Origin of the sequence: Serratia nevei (assembly GCF_024160145.1) — a bacterium.
Lineage (GTDB): Bacteria > Pseudomonadota > Gammaproteobacteria > Enterobacterales > Enterobacteriaceae > Serratia > Serratia nevei_A.
In genome coordinates this window covers 39,637-59,769 of record NZ_JAMYWQ010000017.1, presented here as the reverse complement: position 1 = coordinate 59,769, position 20,133 = coordinate 39,637, and the positions used below count along the sequence as shown (strand labels likewise).

The window sequence follows — 20,133 nt, the reverse complement described above, 5'->3', positions numbered from 1 at the left end:
GTGCAACAGGAGCTTGTTTTACGATGGTAAATTTCTGCCGGCCGGTGTTTTTGCCCGTTTTTTGCCACTTTATGCACACTTTCGTTTATTGTTTTTCGCTCACGCTATGTCATGTCGGTGCGATCTGGTATGATGAGCTGATTACTTTTACTGATTTTATCGTCGCAACGGAACGTCAAACACATGGTCATAAAGGCGCAGAGTCCTGCCGGTTTCGCGGAAGAGTACATTATTGAGAGTATTTGGAATAATCGCTTCCCCCCTGGCTCTATTTTGCCCGCGGAGCGTGAGCTTTCGGAGTTGATTGGCGTCACGCGCACCACGTTACGTGAAGTGTTGCAACGTCTGGCTCGCGATGGTTGGTTGACCATTCAGCATGGCAAACCGACCAAAGTGAACAATTTCTGGGAAACGTCCGGCCTCAATATCCTCGAGACCGTGGCCCGTCTCGATCACAAGAGCGTCCCGCAGCTGATCGATAACCTGCTGTCGGTGCGCACCAATATCGCGTCGATCTTTATTCGCGCCGCGGTGCGCAATCATCCGGAGCAGGCTCAGCAAGTGCTGGCGAAAGCCGCCGAGGTAGAAGATCAGGCGGACGCTTTCAATCTGCTCGATTACGAGATCTTCCGCGGCCTGGCGTTCGCTTCCGGCAACCCGATCTACGGCCTGATTTTCAACGGCCTGAAAGGGCTGTACACCCGCGTGGGCCGCTACTACTTCTCCAACCCGGAAGCGCGCAAGCTGGCGCTGACCTTCTACAGCAAGCTGTCTACGCTGTGCCATGAGAAGCTCTATGATCAGGTCATGGATACCGTGCGCAACTACGGTAAAGACAGCGGGGCGATTTGGCAGAGCATGCAGGGCACCATGCCGAGCGATCTGACAGAAGCGCGCCGTTAAACAGCGCGTTTGCCAACGGTATTCGGAACGCGTTCCAAATGGGCGTCTGCGGTTCAGATTTAAATCGCAGACGCTTTTTGCATCAGGCCGTTACTAAGCTATTGCTTGATTTATTGGCGACGGACGTTGTCACCCGTGGCGTCGGCCGGCTATATCGTTAAATCCCTCAAAGCAATCATGCCGCCAATATAAGTCATATGTTGGTTGTCATAGTACAGCAGCCTGCCGTTTTCCTTGAATTGACATCCATTTTCATTACATAAGCTTTTTGCCGGTGGGACAATGTCTAATAATAGTCTGTCCTTGTAAGGCGTCATCAAACGCTCTAAGTTTACTGTCGGCATCGAGTATTTTTTCGTGTAATCATCGGTATGATACTCAACGGCAGTAGCGGGGGGGCTGAAAATTGTCGCCACCAGTTTTCTTAATGGGATTTTTTCATTGTCGAGCGCTTTAACGGTATTGAACTTAATATAGGGGACGTCTTCAACTAAGATGACGTTTTTTCCGGCGCCATTCAATTTTTCGACAACATTCTTAAGCCCGAGGGCAAGCGCCTCGACTTTTGGGATTTTCTTCCCTGAAACAGAATAACCTTCATTGCCATTGATTATTCCTGAATCCCATGAGGCGGCAATGATGACATTTTTTATCTTGGGGTTGTTAATAACGAAGTCAAGCGCTTTGGCGTTATATTCTGCGCACTCTGCTGCATGCGAAGGATAGGCTTTCATGGTTCTGAACACCCCGATCAGCATTGGGCAGGTTGCTTTTGTCAGCTGATAAACAGACAGTTGGTGCTGCTTCGCATAATGGTCGACACCCCCGCGGAGCGAGGCGGCGTGGCTGTCTCCCAACAGGGCGATACCGGCGTTTTTGCTGCTATCCAGACAAACGCTCTCGGTAGAATATGAAGTGTTGCCCTGACCGATCAGACACTTGTCGGCAACTCGTTCAAGTTTGTCGGCTTCCGCTTGAGTGACGGCCGCAGAGACGGGCTGTGTGGCGCCTTCAGTCAAATAAAAAATGGAGGTGGGCAGCATAAGGATGGCAATCAAGGATAAGTAACCGCCAATGACTTTATTCTCTTGATATCGCCAACCTTGGCGAAATGGGGTTTCGATAAAACGGTAAGAGATATAGGCAATGGCCAGGGCGACAGTGGAGATCGCTAGCGTCGCGCCGAGTGACAGGGGCTGATTCGCCGCTAGCCTGGCAAACGAGAGCAGAGGCCAGTGCCATAAATACCACGAATAAGACACCAGACCGATAAATACCATGAGTGGATTGCCCAGCAGCCAGCCGCTGAGGCGGCCGTTGCCAAGAATGAGGAGTAACGTTCCCAGCGTGGGCAAAAGCGCAGCAGCACCCGGAAAAGCCGTCTCGCTGCTGAAGTATGATGCCGAGAGGATAATTAAAATCGACCCAAGGATAAACTGCAGCTCTTTTAGCCAAGCCGGTTGGGCAGGAAGCCGATGCTGTTGTTGCGCTATCGCCAACCAGACACCCATGCCCAATTCCCAGGCTCGCGTTGGCAGCATGAAGAATGCAAACAGTGGGTTAGCCTGGGTGACAAAAATACATGTTATAAAAGATAATAGGGTGATTGCGGCGATCCAGAATAGCACGTTGAGTTTCTTTCTAAACAGGAAACCCAACAGCAAGGGGAGGAAGATATAAAATTGTTCTTCTACGCCTAATGACCACGTCATCAATAGCGGATTTAGCTCAGCATTGGGTGAAAAGTAGTTGGTTTTGTGCCAAAGAATAATATTCGGCACTGATAGTATTGTTGCGCCGGAAAATAATGAGAAGTCCTTCATTTCCAGTGGGGATAAATAGAGTGTCGCTATCACGGAGATGACGGTTAACATGAAGAGCAACGCCGGCGCTATTCGCTTTATTCGTCTGCTGTAGAAGTTTAGGTAAGAAAACTGCCCTTGCGAATGTTCGCGATGAAGAATTCCACCGATGAGGAATCCCGAGATGACAAAAAATATATCAACGCCGATGAATCCGCCGCTTATCTGTTTTACGCCAGTATGATAAAGAACAACCAGAAGGATGGCGATGGCGCGCAAACCGTCAATGTCCTTGCGATAACGGTGAACCGTGCCCTGTAGGGGTTTCTTCATGTTATATGATTGCTAATTATTAAATTTGTATTACCGAAATTAGAAGTCGATGGGCTTTTTGTCAATTTTACCCGTCTGTTTTCGGACTTTTTCCGCCGCCGGTTAAATGGATAAATAAAGCCATTCCCCGGCTGGCCGGGGAATGGCGCGGTGCGGTTACAGCGGCGTCGGCCGCGGCGGGCAACGATCGAGTAACTCCACGCTGCCGTCTTCGTTTTGCTGCTCGAGAATCACGTCGAAGCCCCACAGGCGATGCAGGTGCTTCAACACGTCGCGCCGGCTCTTATCCAGCGGTGCGCGTTCTTGCGGGATATAGCGCAACGTCAGCGAGCGGTCGCCGCGCAGGTCCACGTTCCAGATCTGAATGTTCGGCTCATGGTTGCTCAGGTTGTATTGCGCCGACAGCTCCTGGCGGATCGCCCGATAGCCGGCTTCGTTATGGATCGCGGCAATCTCCAGATAGTTGTTGCGATCGTCGTCCAGCACGGTGAACAACCGGAAGTCACGCATCACTTTGGGCGACAGGAATTGGCTGATAAAACTTTCGTCCTTGAAGTCGCGCATGGCGAAGTGCAACGTTTCCAACCAGTCTTTGCCGGCGATGTCCGGGAACCAGTAACGGTCTTCTTCGGTCGGCGATTGGCAGATGCGCCTGATGTCCTGGAACATGGCGAAGCCCAGCGCATAAGGGTTGATGCCGTTATAGTACGGGCTGTTGTACGGTGGCTGGTACACTACGTTGGTGTGGCTGTGCAAAAACTCCAGCATGAATCGCTCGGTTACCCGGCCCTCGTCGTACAAATGGTTGAGGATGGTGTAGTGCCAGAAGGTGGCCCACCCCTCGTTCATCACCTGGGTTTGTTTCTGCGGGTAGAAATACTGGCTGACTTTGCGCACGATGCGCAGCACCTCACGCTGCCAGGGTTCCAGCAGCGGCGCATTCTTCTCGATAAAATAGAGAATGTTTTCCTGCGGTTCGCTCGGATACCGGCGCGCCTGCTCCGGCGACTCTTCGCGCGCCACGCGCGGCAGGGTCTTCCACAGCGTGTTTACCTGGCTTTGCAGATACTCTTCGCGGCTTTTCTGGCGCGCTTTCTCTTCCACCAGCGAGATTTTCTGCGGGCGTTTGTACCTGTCGACGCCGTAGTTCATCAGCGCATGGCAGGAGTCCAGCAATCTTTCCACTTCATCGACGCCGTAGCGTTCTTCGCACTGGCTGATGTAATGGCGGGCGAACAGCAGATAATCGACGATGGAGCTGGCGTCGGTCCAGCTGCGGAACAGATAGTTATTCTTGAAGAACGAGTTGTGGCCATAGCAGGCGTGCGCCATCACCAGCGCCTGCATGGTGATGGTGTTCTCTTCCATCAGGTAGGCGATGCAGGGATTGGAGTTGATGACGATTTCGTAGGCCAGCCCTTGCTGGCCCTGTTTGTAGCGCTGCTCGGTTTCGATGAATTTCTTGCCGAACGACCAATGGGTATAGTTGATCGGCATGCCGACGCTCGAATAGGCATCCATCATCTGCTCGGAGGTGATCACCTCGATTTGATGGGGGTAGGTGTCGAGCCGGTAATGCTTGGCGACGCGGTCGATCTGCTCCAAATACACCTGCAGCAGTTCGAACGTCCAGTCCGGTCCATCGCTCAGACGTTTATCATCCTTAACCTTTTCATGTGTTGAAGTAGTCATCAGCGCACCCTCATTATTCACAGGTCTTGCTCAAACGGCAGGCCCTGTAACAAGCATAGTTCAAGTCATAATTAACCGTTGCAAATCAGTGAAATAAAAATGGCGGTACGCAAGGGAGCGAACGGCAGTCAATCCGTCGCCCGCCGGCGCCGCGTCCGTCTTGGCAGAAGGCGGCACCGAGACGCATATCCTCTTCGAGTATAACCCCGCGGTGAGGGCACGCAACACATTGCCGGCTGCGTGACAGGGATTGAAAGTTGTTATGTTATATTGTAACTTTTAATTTTTCTCAATGACGGACAAGGAGCATCTTTTGGCGAGGCATTTTGGCAAACTGGCGGTGGCGCTGGTGGCGTTGTTTATCAGCGGGCAGGCGCTTGCCCACGGGCACCATTCACATGGCAAGCCGCTGACGGAAGTGGAAAAAAAGGCGGAAGCGGGCGTGTTCGACGATAAGGACGTTAAAGATCGCAACCTGGCGGATTGGGAGGGCGTGTGGCAATCCGTGTATCCTTATCTGCTCAATGGGGACCTCGATCCGGTGTTCAAGAAGAAGGCGGCGCAGGATAAGAGCAAGTCCTTCGCAGAAGTGAAGGCGTATTACCGCAAAGGGTACGCCACCGATGTGGATACCATCGGCATTGAGAACGGCGTCATGGCGTTTCACCGCGGCGACCAATCCAGCGCCTGTCAGTATAAGTACGCCGGGCATAAGATCCTGACCTATGTCTCCGGTAAAAAGGGCGTGCGTTATCTGTTCGAATGCCAGGATGCCGGCAGCCAGGCGCCGAAATTCGTGCAGTTCAGCGATCACATCATCGGTCCGCGCAAGTCTGCGCATTTTCATATCTTTATGGGCAATACCTCGCAGGAGGCGTTGCTGAAAGAGATGGACAACTGGCCGACCTACTACCCGTTCCAGCTGCAGACCAAAGACGTCGTGGACGAGATGCTGCATCATTGATGCGGCAATTCCGCTGATTCTGGGTGCGGCCAAGTCGATCGTACGGCTGCAAATAGCCACAATAAGGGGAAACCTGCCGCATTCTTAACTCTATGAGCTAAGCATTACTGACAGAGTGTCAGTGAAATGTGTCCACGTGATTTAGGACGTCATCCCCAAAAATAAACCCGCAATTGCGGGTTTATTGATTCGTGCACTACAGGAATATTTGCTGAAACATCGGTACTAACAGTTTGTTGCCATATTCACTGAGGTGGTCGTCATCGTAATAGATCGGGCGGCCATTGTGTGTGCTGTCGCAGAGACCGTTTTTGCACAGAATCGGAAGAGGATTGAGGATTTTGACACCGCATTTCTCCGCTGCCTCGTTCTGCGCTTCCCAAACGAATTGATGACGTTTGTGGTAATCCTCTTCCGAGAGGTAAATGTGCAAGCTCTTACCCAGCATCATTGAGCGGGAAAGTGTTTTCGGGACATCCAGCATCATTTCCGGCGTTGGCCTAACCATGAACACCGGATGATCAACGGCCAACTCGCATGCTGTTTCCACCAGATCCTTTTTGAACTCCTTCAGAAATTCGGGGGTAGGGCGCGAATAGATCTTGGAAAAATAAACCATCGGCATGTTCATTTTCGCCACGATATTGTGTTGGCCGAAGGCGTAGACGGATGAACGGTTTATGATGACGATCGGGATCGTTTTATCAATGCGCTTCAACCTCTCACGTTCCCACTGGTTAAATTCGTGACACTGGCTTCCCGGCACTTCTCCGGGCACCATCTTCGCTCCGAAAAGAGTCGGGCAACTGGCGTAAGTCAGGTCAAGAACCCCGTCATTCTTGTTAGGTAATGCGGCGACGACCCCAGTCAGCATAGCGTCGGCATGGCTATCGCCTACCACCACGGCTTTAATGTCATGGCCGCCGTATATGCATTCCGGTGAACGGGTGCTGGTAGAGGCAATGCACTTGTCGCGATTAGGGATGACGTTTAGGCTTTCGTTGGCCACTACATCAATTTGCGGTGGCACGCGATGTGGGAAATTGATCTTGAATAGCGCGATAGAGGCGAAACCGATGACCGTAGTGCAGGTTGCGATCGTAAATACATTTCCCCAGGCTGTTTGCCTCGACAGTCTTTTTCTGGCGAGGTTTTCGATCATTCTTAATGAGAGTTCGCCAAGAATAAGACTCAAAATGATGCCGGCAATCAGCCAATTCCATGAGCTCGCAGCGTTGTTATAGCCGAGAAACACGACAATAGGCCAGTGCCAAAGATAGATTGAATAGGACGAGACGCCAAGGCGTTCTGCCAGGTAGTTAGAGGTAAACAGAGAGTTTTGGCGGCTTGCAGCCAGCACCAACATGGCGCCAGTAACCGGCACCGCTGCATATAACCCGGGCCACGCCAAGCTGGGATTAAACAGCGTGATGGCGGCGATAATTAAAGCGAAACCAGACCATTCCAACCATTTAGCCTTGGTGGCATGGAGTTGAACGTTTCGTGTCAACCCCCACACTGCCCCCCCCGGCCAGCATCTCCCAAGCACGCGTTGGCAGCAAATAAAATGCTGATGACGGGGATTTGATCGCGAGGTAGCAGGACAGGGCAAATGAAAGTATCAGGCCGACGAATATCGTCAATTGAATGCCGCGAGTTCTCCACAGACGAGCCATGAACACGAGGGCAATGGGCAGAATAATATAAAATTGCCATTCAACGGAAAGTGACCAGGTATGCAGTAACCACTTCTCATGCGAGTCTGCGTCAAAATAGCCGGCCTCACGCCAAAACTTGACATTTGAAATAAAAAGAATTGCGGTCAGAACGTGTTTGTCAAGGGTGGTGTAATCCGTAGAGACAAGGAAAAACCACCCCAGTACCAATAAAGTGATGCACAGTGCCATGAGCGCTGGAATGATTCGCCGAGCGCGCGCCAGATAAAAATGCCAGATAGAGAATTTGCCGGTTTCCAAACCGCTGACAATTATTTGTGTCATTAAAAAGCCGGAAATAACAAAAAACACATCGACTCCGACAAAACCGCCCGCAAAACCGGGGATGCCGAAGTGAAAAAGAACAACGGCGATGACGGCCCAGGCTCTTAAGCCGTTAATGTCATGCCGGAAGACCCTTGCAGTAGAAGTCATATTGATACTCATTTATCAAAATGATGATGCTGATTAACAACTTGTAACGTTGCTTGGCGATGTATTTTGCACCAAGTGGCAAAAAATGCCTATACGTCTGGCTGTTGAATAGGATTTTTACGCAGAAACAGGCGCTTGATCGGTTATGAAGTGATGTGTTGGCCTGAAGAACGGGCGATTTTGGGTATGGTGCGCCGCAAACGGAGATACGCAAGCCATAAAGTGTTTAGGGGATGTTGGTTTTTACTGCGTTTTTTCTGCTGTCGAGGTTGAAATTCTTATTTTCTTTTTATGCTTTATTTCTTTTGTATTTTGGTTTTGTATTCTTTACGTTTTGTGGTTGGTGTTTTTATGTTCTGTTAAATTCTTGTTACCTATCATGCCTTTTTTTGGTGCTATCATTGACAGCGTTGCTGTCGATTCAGTGGCGGTATGACGCCATAATCCCCCTTAAACCGCATCTTATCGCTATTTGGCGGCGGCTATTGCAAACGCAGTCCCCATCGACGATAAATTAATTGTGAATATTGTCACGTTTGATGATGAAGTTGTTGGACGGATTTTTTCACTGAGTTAATTTCCTGTGAGCAGAAGATTATGCTTTGTGAGGCCTTGGGCTGGAGTCAGCGATGCGAGTAGTAATTTTAGGTAGTGGAGTGGTGGGCGTAGCCAGTGCCTGGTATTTGGCGAAGGCGGGACACGAGGTGACGGTGATCGATCGTCAGCCTGGCCCGGCATTGGAAACCAGCGCGGCGAACGCCGGGCAAATTTCTCCAGGCTATGCCGCTCCCTGGGCGGCGCCGGGTGTGCCGCTGAAGGCCATCAAGTGGATGTTCCAACGCCATGCGCCGTTGGCGATCCGTTTCGACGGCAGCAGCTTCCAGCTCAACTGGATGTGGCAGATGCTGAAAAACTGCAACACCGAACACTACATGACCAACAAAGGCCGCATGGTACGCCTGGCGGAATACAGCCGTGACTGTATCAAGGCGCTGCGGCAGGAAACGGGGATCCAGTACGAAGGGCGGCAGGGCGGCACGCTGCAGCTGTTCCGCACCCAGCAACAGTTCGAAAACGCCGCGAAGGACATCGCGGTATTGGAAGATGCCGGGGTGCCTTACAAACTGCTGGAGGCTAGCCAGCTCGCCAGCGTTGAGCCGGCCCTGGCGCAGGTGGCGCACAAGCTGACCGGCGGCCTGCAGCTGCCGAACGACGAGACCGGCGATTGCCAGCTGTTTACGCAACGGCTGGCGAAGATGGCAGCGGAGGCGGGCGTGACCTTCCTGTTCAACCGCGGCGTCGATCGTCTGCTGGTGGAGGGCGACAAGATCGCCGGCGTGCAGTGTGGCGAGGACGTGTTCAAGGCCGATAGCTACGTGGTGGCGTTCGGCTCGTACTCCACGGCGCTGCTGCGCGGCCTGGTGTCGATACCGGTTTACCCGCTGAAGGGCTATTCGTTGACCATTCCTATCACCGACGAAGCGGCGGCGCCGTTCTCTACGGTATTGGATGAGACGTACAAAATCGCCATCACGCGCTTCGACCAGCGTATTCGCGTTGGTGGCATGGCGGAGATCGTCGGTTTCAACACGCAGCTGGAGCAAAAACGGCGCGAAACGCTGGAGATGGTGGTACGCGATCTCTACCCGAACGGCGGCAGAGTGGAGGACGCGACGTTCTGGACCGGCCTGCGGCCGATGACGCCGGACGGCACGCCAATTGTCGGCCGTACTTCGCTGAAGAACCTGTATCTCAATACCGGGCATGGCACGCTGGGCTGGACGATGGCCTGCGGTTCCGGGCAGTTGTTGTCCGATCTGATGTCCGGTATTACGCCGGCGATCCCTTCCGATGATCTGGCGGTGGCGCGTTACAGCGCCGGGTTTCGCCAGCAACACGCGGTTCCGCTGAACGACGTGCATCCCGCACGTTAATCGTCGACGCTGTCATAGACTTTCCCGGCCACGCGCAGGTGCGCGTGGCCGCTGTATGCTGCCCCAAGGAGAACCGATGCCCCGTCCCATAACCGCCACGCTGCATCTCGGCGCGATTGAAAATAACCTGCAGGTGGTGCGTCGTTTCGCCCCCGGCGCCAAAGTCTGGGCGGTGGTCAAAGCCAACGCCTATGGTCACGGCATCAAACACGTTTGGCGCAGCATGGCGCAAACCGACGGCTTCGCCCTGCTGGATCTGGCGGAAGCGGTGCTGCTGCGCGAGTCGGGTTGGCAAGGGCCGATTCTACTGCTGGAAGGTTTCTTCCAGCCGCAGGATCTGGCGTTGCTCGATCGTTACCGCCTGACGACGGCGGTACACAGCGACTGGCAGCTGGCGGCGATTGCCGACGCCGCGCTGAGCGCGCCGCTCAATGTCTATCTGAAAGTGAACAGCGGCATGAATCGGTTGGGGTTTGCACCCGAGCGGCTGCGCGAGGTGTGGCAAAGGGTGCAGGGAGTAGCCAACATCGCCGAGCTGACGCTGATGAGCCATTTCGCTACCGCCGACGGCCCGGAAGGCGTAACCCAGCAGATGGCCACTATCGAGACGGCGGCTACCGATATACCGCTGCCGCGCTGCCTGGCTAACTCGGCCGCCACGCTGTGGCACCCTTCGACCCATGGCAGCTGGGTCCGCCCTGGGATCATTCTGTATGGCGCTTCGCCGAGCGGTTGCTGGGACGACGTTGCAGCGATGGGACTGCAGCCGGCGATGACGCTGAGCAGCGAGATCATCGGCATTCAACAGCTGAAGTTTGGCGATCGCGTGGGCTATGGCGGCCGTTACAGCGCCAGCGGCCCTCAGCGTATCGGCGTGGTGGCCTGCGGTTACGCCGACGGCTATCCGCGTCATGCGCTGACAGGAACGCCGGTATGGGTTGACGGCGTGCTGACGCGCACCTTGGGGGCGGTATCGATGGATATGCTGGCGGTGGATCTGACCCCTTGTCCGCAAGCCGAGTTGGGTGCCGAAGTGGAGCTGTGGGGGAAACGCCTGCCGGTGGACGAGGTGGCCACGGCGGCAGGGACGTTAGGTTATGAGCTGCTGTCGGCCCTGACGGCGCGAGTGCCGGTGGTTACCGAAGCCTGAGCTGCGGCTCAGGCCACTTTTCGTATCTGTCCTTTAATCTGCTTGCTGAGCCGCCGCGCGTGCAGCTCCAGCAGGCAGCCCGCCAGCATCACCAACGCCAGCGACAGCTTAGGTTGCAGCGGCAACGCCATCGCCACCAGACCCAGCGCAGCGCCGCCCGCCATCTGCACGAAACCGACCAGCGCGGACGCGACGCCGGCCTCATTGGAATACGGCTCCAGCGCGTAACTGGTAGCCGGGCCCATCACGAACGCCAACCCGGCGCAGGCGCTGGCGACCGGCAGCATATACGCCAGCCAGTGCACCTGCGCCGTCGCAGGCAGCAGCATGACCCCCAGCAGCAGGCCCAGGCAGCCCAGCCCCATCAACATGCCGCCGGTCGCCAGACAAACCGGGCGGCCGACCTTGTGAATGATGCGGTTGGCGAAGAAGCTGACCAGCATAATCCAGAAACCGTTGGCGCCGAACACCAGCGAGAATTGCAGCGGGGTCAGGCCGGCAGTGCCCATCAGCACGTTAGGAGCCAGCGAAACGTAGGTCAATGCCATGCCCATCGCCCCGGAGTTCACCACCGCAAAGGAGAGGAAGCGCCGTTCGCTGAGGATGCGCGCGTATTGGCGCACCGGCAGCCCTTTGACCGGCACGGTGTCGGCGGGGCGGGTTTCCGGCAGGCGCAGCGCGATGAGCGCCAACACCAGCAGCGCGTAGCCGACCAGGAACCAGAAAGGCGCGCGCCAGCCGAAGGCTTCGGCGAGCAGGCCGCCGAGCAGCGGCGCCAGTGCCGGGATGATGTTCAGCGTGCCGTTGAGAAAGCCGAAGGCGCGGGCGGCGTCGTCGCCATTCAGGCGATCGCGCACGCCGCTGAAGGCGACGACGGCGGTGCAGCAAACCGCCACGCCTTGCAGCAGACGCGAAGCGATGAAAACCGTTGGGCTGGTGGCCAGCGCCGCCATGGCCGCGCCGATCATGTAGAGGATAATGCCGGCCAGCGCCACCGGCTTGCGGCCATAGTTATCCACCAACGGACCGGCGATCACCTGGCCAAGGCCAAGCACCAGAATAAACAGCGAAATAGTGGATTGGATCAGCGCTTCACTGCTGCCGAGGCCGGTGGCGATGGCGGGAATGGTCGGTAGGTAAAGATCGATGCCCAATGGGCCGAGCAGCACCAGGCTGAGAAGCATAAACAGAAACTTTTGCATAACAGGAAAGGCACGTCCGAGTGACAAAGAGGGCTAGAGTAGAGATTCTGGCGATAAATGAAAAGAGGCAAAGCGGGTCAGCGCTGCGCCCCCTGGCGGACGTAGAGTGCCGAGACGGTATCGGCCACATAGCGTGCCTGGTGGCGTGCGTCGTCCAACGCGCGATGCGGCATGCCTTCGAACGGACGGGTCTTTTTCGGGTTAAAGCCGTGCAGTTCCGCCAGCGTGATCACCGTACGCACGTCCTGAGTATCCCAGAATTTCCACGGGCAGGGCATCTCCTGCTGCTGGAAGGCGTGTTCGAGGATCGCACAGTCGAACTCTTTGCCGTTGCCCCAGACCTTCACCGTGTCGGTGCTGTTCATATGGATAAAGCGGCTGAGGCTGCTCAACACGCGCTTCAGGCTCTCGGTGCCGCCGAAAGCCAGTTTGCGCGCTGCGTCGGACTGTTTCGCCCACCAGGCAACCGTGTCCAGGCTAATGGTTCGGCCTGGTTGCTCCTTCTGGCTGCTGACGGTGGCTTCGAATTCGGCGCCCAGCTCCCCGGTGCGAGGATCGAAGAACACCGCCGCAACCACCAGAATGACGGCGCTGGGTTTTATGTCCAAAGTTTCAATGTCTAACATCAGATGGTTCATCGGCGTTTCCGGCGGTTGGCATGAGGGTTCAATGTTACTACAGAACGCATGGCGATGCGGCTCGTACACGAATGAAATACTTTGATACGGGCTAAAGCACCCCGTTCAGGTTATGATGCTTGCGATATTCTTGTCAGGTTGGTCGCTATCGGTGAGAACGCTTATCTTTATTTTGTGCATGGTCGGCTACTTACTGCTGCTGGGTTATCTTAGCGTGTATGTCACGGACAAGATCTGTGAAAAAGCGGGAAACTACACCAAAATATGCCGAATGGTGGACGTTTCCGAACCCCATATTCCCAAATAGCCCCCTGTTTATCCCAGATAGTCGGTGGTAATCAACGGCGTCAGGATGGCCGCCAGCGCCGTGAGCGCTCCCCATTGGCGCCAGCCCAGCCGCGCCAGCCAGTCCAGCCGCTGTGGCGGCGTGGCCAACTGCCCGACGGCCACCGTGCCGGTAAGGAGCAGCGTCAAAATCAACAGTACCAGCCCGCGGCTCACCAGCGTGAACTCGACATGCAGCAGATTGGCGTAATACAGGCGCATCAGAATAAAATAGCTCAGCAAGATCCAGGCGAAAACGACGTTTTTCTTGAGCACCTGCTGCAGCATCAACGCGAGGAACAGGCTGTGAAACAGCGACAGCAGCGGGGCTTCGATCGGGTGCCGAACGCAAACGTTGTAGACCGCCATGTAGATGTTAAAAACCAACAGAATATAGATAACGTAAATATACCAGCCGTAGATCACCTTGAGCTTTTTCGCGGTCGGCGGCGGGGAGAGGGCGTCCGGTTTCATTAAGGCCTCCTGATGATGCGGCATAAACGCTGCGGTTGAAGGCGGCGCGCCGGCATCATAATTTAAAATCCACAGGGTATATATCATTCGAGGGCTAAATGAGCATTAAACGCTGGACAGGCTTTATTTATGCGTTGGCGTGGAACTCTTTTTCGCTCACAGGGTCGGTAAGCGTGCGGCCGTCAGGCGATTTTCGCACTGAGATGAAGCAAGCAATACGTTGATATGAAAGATTATAAAAACACTTATGGCACAAAATTCCTGCTGATATTCGGCCTGGCTTTTTACCTGCTGTTGCCGCCGTTGCTGACGGCCTGTGTCTTCAACCGTTTTAACCTCAACCCCTTCGCGATCGTCAAGTTTTTGCGCTTTAACCCGTTCCAGGCCGATCGCGGCATTCCGGGTTATCAGACTTTCCTCTATCTGCTGATGCTCTGGGGGGGACTGAACATCTTACTATGGCTGATGCTGTGGGGCGCGGGGCGGGTGTATCAGTGCTGGCGAGCGCCGCGCGGCTGATCGTCTCTCCTGGGGAAAGGTTGCGCAGTGAAATTATTTTGCATTTGGTAGTGAGACGCATTATCATCTTTTGCGCCGGTGAGGGGAAAAGGGTTGTCTCCTTCTGTGCCCCCCGAGCCGGCACGACATTGCTCACATTGCTTCCAGTTTCATGCCAGCCTTGCGCTGGCGTTTTTTTATCTCACCCAAAATCGCGACTTCGTCGGTTATCTTATTCTCATTAATGCAGCTGTTGAAAAGACAAAAGCGGCCCGAGGCATTTTGGCGCGTTAGAACAGTGAAAACAGCAACACCACCGGCAGACTCAATGGCCAGGTTAACCCGATGGTCAGTGCGCTGATACAGCGAATTTTGACGGTGTCCCGGCTAACCAGGTAGGTGAAAACCATAGAAACTAAAAGACCAATAACATAACAGTATTGCGTTGCAACCCACAGCGACGACATGAAACCCGATCCCAGTTGTATTTTTACGCGCGAATTCTAGGAGCTTGGCGAGCGATAATCAATGATCAAAGGCCGTTTATTCAAACCTTTATCCATAAGAGTACATAATTTATTGCTATAAATAGCGCAGGGTTATTAGCATCTTTGCGTTTATTACGAATAGAAATCAACAACATAGTTACCGGTAACATTTGGCGGCGGGCAAGCGCTTTCTCAGGAGGGGGTACCGCTAAATAAAAGAAGCTTCGGTGAAGCGTACAGAGACGTGCTGGGGCCGTTATCCATAAAAATTAATGATGTATTCTTGGGATGAGAGGCTAAGGCGAGGCGGCGCCGGGTTTGGCGGATCTCGCGTCCTGTTGGGCGCCGATAGGCCGGCGTGTTTAGCGCATCGCGCCGATGCGCTGCTTGTCAGCCAGGAAGGGGCGTTTGTTGCCGCCACAGGTTTAATGAATGTTAAGACCGTAGACGAACAGCCACGAAAACAGCAGCGCCAGCAGGCATGTCATCAAGACGATGGAGATCATTTCCTTCACAACTTTATTCCTTTTCCCGGTGAATAAAAATTTCTTCTCTTTGTTTTTGCGCAGGATTTTAGATCGCTATGGGTAAAAATCCTAGTTTTAATCCCATCTTTCTCTCTGCCTTTGTGGTTAACGCCGCGTCGGCAAGCCGTGGCGCAGCCGTAAACCGGGAGGGCATTAACCCGTCGGAGCTATTGCCGAGCGTTGCGCGGCTGACTATATAAAATAGGGATCGCGTGACGTCGCAGGCTGCAAGGCGCAGCCCTTTGGGGCGGCCGCTTACCTGTTTATCGCGCTTCCATGTAGATGAAGGAGTCGGCAATGAGTACCAAACCTACTATCGTGCTGGTACATGGATTTTGGGGCGGCGCCGCGCACTGGCGTAACGTCATCATCGAGTTGTCGCGCCGGGGACATACGGCGATTCGTGCGGTAGAAATGCCGCTGACCTCACTGGCTGAGGATGCGGAACGCACGCGTAAGCTGGTCGCGCAGCAAGCGGGGCCGGTATTGTTGGTGGGGCACTCTTACGGCGGTGCGGTGATCACGGAAATGGGCAATCAGCCTAACGTGGTTGGCCTGGTGTATATCGCTGCGTTTGCGCCGGATGCCGGGGAAAGCCCCGGAGGCATTACGCAAGCGTACCCGCCTGCGGCAATGGCGAACCTGGCCCCGGACAGCGATGGTTATCTGTGGATCAAAACCGACAAGTTTCACGAAAGTTTTTGCCAGGATCTGAGCGCCGATGAGGCGCTGGTGATGGCGGTGACGCAGAAGGCTCCGCTGGCCGGCACGTTCGGCAATACCCTCGGTGAACCGGCCTGGCGACATAAACCGTCATGGTATCAACTTTCCAGCGACGATCGCATGATAGCCCCGGAGAACCAACGGCGCATGGCGCAGCGGCTACAGGCGAAGAAAGTCATGGTGCTGAATGCCAGCCATGCCTCGCTGGTTTCCCATGCTGATGAGATCGCGGGATTGATCGACGAAGCGGCCGGTTCGCAATAGAGCAGGGGCTGGAATGCTATGCAGGGGAAAAGAGATACCCTGCCTCTTTGCCCCCTGTTTCGCCGTACTAAAGGGCAGCATACCCGGATCCAATTAGGGATAAACGCTGATGTCGCTATTGATGTTGATCATTAACAGCATTATCAACACCACGGCGGCGGCAATGATCGCGTAGATTTCCGACTGACGCATATCGCGTTAGCGCCCGTTAACGCCGATCAGTTCTATGGCGGCGCGATGCAGTTTTTGAAAATGCTCGTCGGGCTGCTTTTCTACCTCCTGGATAAGGCTGGCGAGCAGGTTCTGCTTGGTTATCGGCTTGTTGGCCGTCAGCACCAACAGCACGCTTCTGCCGAGCAGGCAGCATATTTGCTTATGGTATTCATCAACATCGGGCTTGCTGAGGCCATAGAGGGTGTAGTCGATCATGATATCTAACCTGCTGACAGGTAAATGCCCGCCGAAGCGGGCTGAGAAGCCATAAAATAAAGTGAGACAAATTTCGCTTAAGACCGGGTTTAAGCAATGGGATAACGATAACTGAATGGGAATATTCCTATCAAGCCGTGCGGGCGTGGAGGTGAATGTTTAGGAATAACCTCAGAAGAAAGAATGGAAAGTGGCTGTCAGCACCGGAGCACGTATTTGTTAGGGATCTTTGTAAAGGTACTCGTTCCTTTTGCGTTATTTTTTGCCATCCGTGCATCCACTTGGCGCCCCTCATACGTATATCAGTAATGAGCGACACTTCCGCTCCGCTTACGTTGAGGACTTAATCATGAAAACGCTTATCTCCACTCTCTTCACCGGCTCATTACTGTTCAGCGCCGCAACCCTGGCCGTTGCCGCTGATTCAGCATCCGTGATGGTTGGGGGGGCTGCGATGTACCCCTCAAAAAACATTGTGCAAAATGCGCTGAATTCAAAAGATCATACGACGCTGGTCGCGGCGGTTAAAGCTGCCGGCTTGGTCGACACCTTGCAAGGCAAAGGACCTTATACGGTCTTTGCGCCAACGAATGCCGCATTCGCCAAATTGCCGGCCGGTACGGTGGATAATCTACTAAAACCTGAGAACAAAACTCTGTTGACCAGCGTGTTGACCTATCACGTCGTGGCGGGGAACTATGACATGAAAGCGCTGGAGAGAAAAATTGAGCAAGGCGGAGGACGGGCGGAACTCAAAACCGTCAATGGCCAGTCGCTATGGTTTATGAATAACGGCCCGCATAATATTCAGATCAAAGATGCCAAAGGCGACGTCGCCAACATCAGCACCTATGATGTGCGGCAGCAAAACGGTGTAATCGAGGTTATTGATACCGTGCTAATGCCCAAGTAATGCCTATACTCGAAATGGGCAAAGCTTACCCGCTTTAGGAATGGTATGGATCACTCGTTGAAAGAAAACCAGATAATGTGCTTAAAGGCGATCGCTAATGGCGATCGCCGAGCATTTGAACGCCTGTACAGTTCGACATCCGCATGTTTATTCGCCATTGCGCTACGCATGTTGCGTAATCGTCAGTGGGCAGAAGAGGTTCTGATCGACGGCTTTCTTACCGTATGGCAACGTGCTGGAGATTATGATCCGACCATGAGTTCGCCTATGACATGGCTTACTCATATTATAAGGAATCGATGTATTGATGGATTGCGTAGCCGGTACGGACGCCATGCCGAACTGGAAGAAGAATATAGTGACCAAATCCCTCAGTCGGAAAATGAAAGTTTGGATGACGATGGGGAGCAGGCTAAAAAGTTAAACGATTGTTTGAAGCATCTGACTTCTGAACAACGGCAAAGTATTATTTTGGCATATTATCAAGGGATGTCGCACGCGGATATCGCTGATTGGTTGCAGCAACCGCTGGGTACGGTTAAAAGCTGGGTCCGTCGTGCGCTATCGCATCTGAAGGATTGCCTAGGCCTATGAACAGACGTGAAAGTGATGAAATGCTGGCTGCAGAGTATGCTCTTGGCACGCTCAGAGGGAATGCTCGGCTGCATTTTGAGCGCCGTCTGAAAACGGATAGCGTTTTAGCTTCCCAGGTTGGAAAATGGCAAAGTATCTGGTCAGGGCTGGATATCGGTATCACGCCGATCCCTCCGCCCGAAAGCGTTTGGAAAAGAATTGAATTAAATCTGCCTCGATACTCTTCGTTCAGACGGCATATCCGAAACTATATTGCATGGGGGGTTGCGGCGGGAATCGGCGTATTGAGCCTGAGTTCGTGGTTTCATTGGCGTACGCCAGAGCTGAAACCGCTAGTTGTGCTGAACGGAACGAATCAAGTGTCGTGGGTTGTGAGTTCCGATAGGCAAAGAAAAATTGTTCGAATAACACCATTAGGCCTGGCCGCTATTCCCGTCGGAAAAAGCCTTGAATTATGGCTTATCCCCGTTGGGCATAAGCCCGTTGCAATTGGCCTTGTAAACGAGAACGGCATGAGTCAGTTTTATTTGGCGGATGCTGATTTAGTTAAAGGAACAACGATTGCTATCAGCCTGGAGCCGTTAGGCGGCTCGCCGAACCAACAGCCGACCGGCCCTGTGTTGTATTCCGGCGAATTGGTTCTATGATTGACGTCGGAAGTATCCTGAATATGATTTAAATTCGTTCAGTATGAAAACGGCCGGAGAATATGTGTCCGGCCGTTTTTATGGTTATACGGTCTGCTTGCGAAACAGTTCGCGGAATACCGGATAAATATCGTCCGGCTCGCGGATATGCTGCATGGCGAAGTTGTCGAATTTCGCCTGCAGATCCTCATATTCGCGCCACAGCGTTTGGTGAGCGCGGCGAGTGATTTCTATATAACTGTAATAGCGCACCATCGGCAGGATCTTCTTCGCCAACAGCTCATGACACAGCGGTGAATCGTCGGCCCAGTTGTCGCCGTCCGACGCCTGCGCGGCGTAGATATTCCATTGCGCCGGGTCGTATCGCTCCTCAACCACTTCGTTCATCAATTTCAGCGCGCTGGAAACGATGGTACCGCCGGTTTCCTGCGAATAGAAGAACTCCTGCTCGTCTACCTCTTTCGCCTGAGTATGATGGCGAATATAGACCACTTCGACGTTTTTGTAGGTTCGGCTCAGGAACAGATAGAGCAGAATGTAAAAACGTTTGGCCATGTCTTTGGTGGCCTGATCCATCGAGCCGGATACGTCCATCAGGCAGAACATCACCGCCTGGCTGGAAGGCTCCGGCCGGCGCTCGTAGTTTTTGTAACGCAGGTCGAAGGTGTCGATAAACGGCACGCTTTCGATTTTCTTGCGCAGTTCGGCAATCTCCTTGCGCAGCCGCTCTTCTTCCAGCAGCTGCACCGGCTCGGTGTTTTCCAACTGGTTCAGCTCGTCTTCCAGTTCGTGCAATGCACGTCTTTTACCGGCGGTCATGGCGGTACGTCGCGCCAGTGAGTTTTGCAGCGAACGCACGACGCTGATGTTGGCCGGTACACCGTTGGCGGTATAGCCGGCGCGATGGGTTTTGAACTCGGTCAGCTGCTTGTACTGATTTTTTTTCAGGTTGGGCAGGGCGAGATCCTCGAACAAAAGATCGAGATACTCGTCTTTGGATATCTGGAAGACGAACTCATCCTGGCCCTCGCCGTCCTGGCTGGCGTTGCCCTGGCCACCGCCACCGCCTGCGCCGCCCTGAGGCCGTTCGACGCGATCGTTCTGAACGAAGTGGTCGTTGCCTGGGTGAACGCGATGGCGCGTGCCGCCGCGCCCCTGATGAAACATCGGTTCGTTGATATCGTCAGTGGGGATGGAGACCGACTCCCCGCTGTCTACGTCGGTGACCGAACGCTTGTTAATGGCTTCGGCAATCGACTGTTTGATTTGCGACTTGTAACGGCGCAAGAAGCGTTGGCGATTCACCATGCTCTTGTTTTTGCCGTTCAGCCGTCGGTCAATGAAATAGGCCATACTTCCCCCAAACGACGTTGCCAACTTTTCATGTCCCGGCCGCAGCAGCGCAAGGTGCCAGCCCCTCCGTGGGCTGCGCTGCAACGTCCATGACTGTGGACATGGCCCTGATAATGCCGCTTACCTGAGGC

Annotated in this window: 19 protein-coding genes; 9 read left to right on the top strand and 10 right to left on the bottom strand. The window is 54.0% G+C overall.

From position 1 onward, the window contains the following. Window positions 1-183: 183 nt before the first annotated feature. Window positions 184-903, top strand: a complete 720-nt coding sequence (gene fadR, locus M6G53_RS13535) for a fatty acid metabolism transcriptional regulator FadR (protein ID WP_253332154.1) — start codon at window positions 184-186, stop codon at window positions 901-903. A gap of 149 nt (window positions 904-1,052) precedes the next feature. Here the strand turns inward: fadR and M6G53_RS13530 are convergent, their stop codons facing one another. Then, window positions 1,053-3,038 (bottom strand): acyltransferase family protein, encoded by a 1,986-nt coding sequence (locus tag M6G53_RS13530; protein WP_253332152.1) that lies wholly within the window; start codon window positions 3,036-3,038, stop codon window positions 1,053-1,055. A gap of 156 nt (window positions 3,039-3,194) precedes the next feature. Then, window positions 3,195-4,730 carry a SpoVR family protein gene (locus tag M6G53_RS13525; RefSeq protein WP_253332149.1) on the bottom strand — a complete coding sequence of 512 codons (1,536 nt, stop codon included), beginning with the start codon at window positions 4,728-4,730 and terminating at the stop codon, window positions 3,195-3,197. A gap of 313 nt (window positions 4,731-5,043) precedes the next feature. Here M6G53_RS13525 and zinT point away from each other — a divergent pair, with 313 nt between their 5' ends. Further along, window positions 5,044-5,694, top strand: coding sequence for a metal-binding protein ZinT (zinT, locus tag M6G53_RS13520; protein WP_253332147.1), 651 nt, complete (start codon window positions 5,044-5,046; stop codon window positions 5,692-5,694). A gap of 196 nt (window positions 5,695-5,890) precedes the next feature. Here the strand turns inward: zinT and M6G53_RS13515 are convergent, their stop codons facing one another. Both M6G53_RS13515 and M6G53_RS13510 read right to left on the bottom strand, forming a co-directional pair. After that, complete coding sequence (locus M6G53_RS13515) at window positions 5,891-7,162, bottom strand: acyltransferase family protein (RefSeq protein WP_253332145.1); 1,272 nt, start codon at window positions 7,160-7,162, stop codon at window positions 5,891-5,893. A gap of 4 nt (window positions 7,163-7,166) precedes the next feature. Further along, complete coding sequence (locus tag M6G53_RS13510) at window positions 7,167-7,844, bottom strand: acyltransferase family protein (RefSeq protein ID WP_253332143.1); 678 nt, start codon at window positions 7,842-7,844, stop codon at window positions 7,167-7,169. Between the two features lie 629 nt (window positions 7,845-8,473). On the opposite strand from M6G53_RS13510, the gene M6G53_RS13505 reads away from it, so the two are divergent. After that, window positions 8,474-9,778 carry a D-amino acid dehydrogenase gene (locus M6G53_RS13505; protein ID WP_253332141.1) on the top strand — a complete coding sequence of 435 codons (1,305 nt, stop codon included), beginning with the start codon at window positions 8,474-8,476 and terminating at the stop codon, window positions 9,776-9,778. A 76-nt stretch (window positions 9,779-9,854) separates the two neighbouring features. Then, a complete protein-coding gene (dadX, locus tag M6G53_RS13500; protein ID WP_253332139.1) occupies window positions 9,855-10,928 on the top strand; it encodes a catabolic alanine racemase DadX in 1,074 nt (357 codons plus the stop codon). 8 nt (window positions 10,929-10,936) lie between these two features. On the opposite strand, the gene M6G53_RS13495 is transcribed toward dadX, so the two are convergent. The 3 genes from M6G53_RS13495 to M6G53_RS13485 form a co-directional block, all read right to left on the bottom strand. Beyond that, the gene (locus tag M6G53_RS13495; RefSeq protein WP_253332137.1) at window positions 10,937-12,130 is read right to left on the bottom strand and encodes a multidrug effflux MFS transporter; all 1,194 of its coding nucleotides are present in this window, start codon (window positions 12,128-12,130) and stop codon (window positions 10,937-10,939) included. A gap of 77 nt (window positions 12,131-12,207) precedes the next feature. After that, window positions 12,208-12,768 (bottom strand): 3'-5' exonuclease, encoded by a 561-nt coding sequence (locus M6G53_RS13490; protein ID WP_253332135.1) that lies wholly within the window; start codon window positions 12,766-12,768, stop codon window positions 12,208-12,210. A gap of 315 nt (window positions 12,769-13,083) precedes the next feature. Then, a complete protein-coding gene (locus tag M6G53_RS13485) occupies window positions 13,084-13,566 on the bottom strand; it encodes a hypothetical protein (protein ID WP_253332133.1) in 483 nt (160 codons plus the stop codon). Window positions 13,567-13,791: 225 nt separating this feature from the next. Between M6G53_RS13485 and M6G53_RS13480 the strand changes: the two genes are divergently transcribed. Beyond that, complete coding sequence (locus M6G53_RS13480; RefSeq protein WP_253332131.1) at window positions 13,792-14,085, top strand: hypothetical protein; 294 nt, start codon at window positions 13,792-13,794, stop codon at window positions 14,083-14,085. A 269-nt stretch (window positions 14,086-14,354) separates the two neighbouring features. Here M6G53_RS13480 and M6G53_RS13475 read toward each other — a convergent pair whose 3' ends face one another. Further along, window positions 14,355-14,531 carry a GhoT/OrtT family toxin gene (locus tag M6G53_RS13475; RefSeq protein ID WP_253332129.1) on the bottom strand — a complete coding sequence of 59 codons (177 nt, stop codon included), beginning with the start codon at window positions 14,529-14,531 and terminating at the stop codon, window positions 14,355-14,357. An 845-nt stretch (window positions 14,532-15,376) separates the two neighbouring features. Between M6G53_RS13475 and M6G53_RS13470 the strand changes: the two genes are divergently transcribed. Beyond that, on the top strand, window positions 15,377-16,066 hold the full coding sequence (locus M6G53_RS13470; RefSeq protein WP_253332127.1) for an alpha/beta hydrolase: 690 nt from the start codon (window positions 15,377-15,379) through the stop codon (window positions 16,064-16,066). Window positions 16,067-16,264: 198 nt separating this feature from the next. Here M6G53_RS13470 and M6G53_RS13465 read toward each other — a convergent pair whose 3' ends face one another. After that, on the bottom strand, window positions 16,265-16,495 hold the full coding sequence (locus tag M6G53_RS13465) for a biofilm development regulator YmgB/AriR family protein (protein ID WP_253332125.1): 231 nt from the start codon (window positions 16,493-16,495) through the stop codon (window positions 16,265-16,267). A gap of 349 nt (window positions 16,496-16,844) precedes the next feature. Here M6G53_RS13465 and M6G53_RS13460 point away from each other — a divergent pair, with 349 nt between their 5' ends. The 3 genes from M6G53_RS13460 to M6G53_RS13450 are packed head-to-tail and all read left to right on the top strand — an operon-like array spanning window position 16,845 to window position 18,649. Further along, window positions 16,845-17,408 carry a fasciclin domain-containing protein gene (locus tag M6G53_RS13460; RefSeq protein ID WP_219227584.1) on the top strand — a complete coding sequence of 188 codons (564 nt, stop codon included), beginning with the start codon at window positions 16,845-16,847 and terminating at the stop codon, window positions 17,406-17,408. A 45-nt stretch (window positions 17,409-17,453) separates the two neighbouring features. After that, on the top strand, window positions 17,454-18,002 hold the full coding sequence (locus M6G53_RS13455; RefSeq protein ID WP_253332122.1) for an RNA polymerase sigma factor: 549 nt from the start codon (window positions 17,454-17,456) through the stop codon (window positions 18,000-18,002). Further along, entirely contained in the window at window positions 17,999-18,649 is a 651-nt protein-coding gene (locus M6G53_RS13450; protein WP_253332120.1) for an anti-sigma factor, read from the top strand. Before M6G53_RS13455 ends, M6G53_RS13450 begins: the two co-directional genes overlap by 4 nt. Before the next feature lie 84 nt (window positions 18,650-18,733). Here M6G53_RS13450 and M6G53_RS13445 read toward each other — a convergent pair whose 3' ends face one another. Further along, the gene (locus M6G53_RS13445) at window positions 18,734-20,002 is read right to left on the bottom strand and encodes a YeaH/YhbH family protein (RefSeq protein ID WP_253332118.1); all 1,269 of its coding nucleotides are present in this window, start codon (window positions 20,000-20,002) and stop codon (window positions 18,734-18,736) included. Window positions 20,003-20,133: the final 131 nt, after the last annotated feature.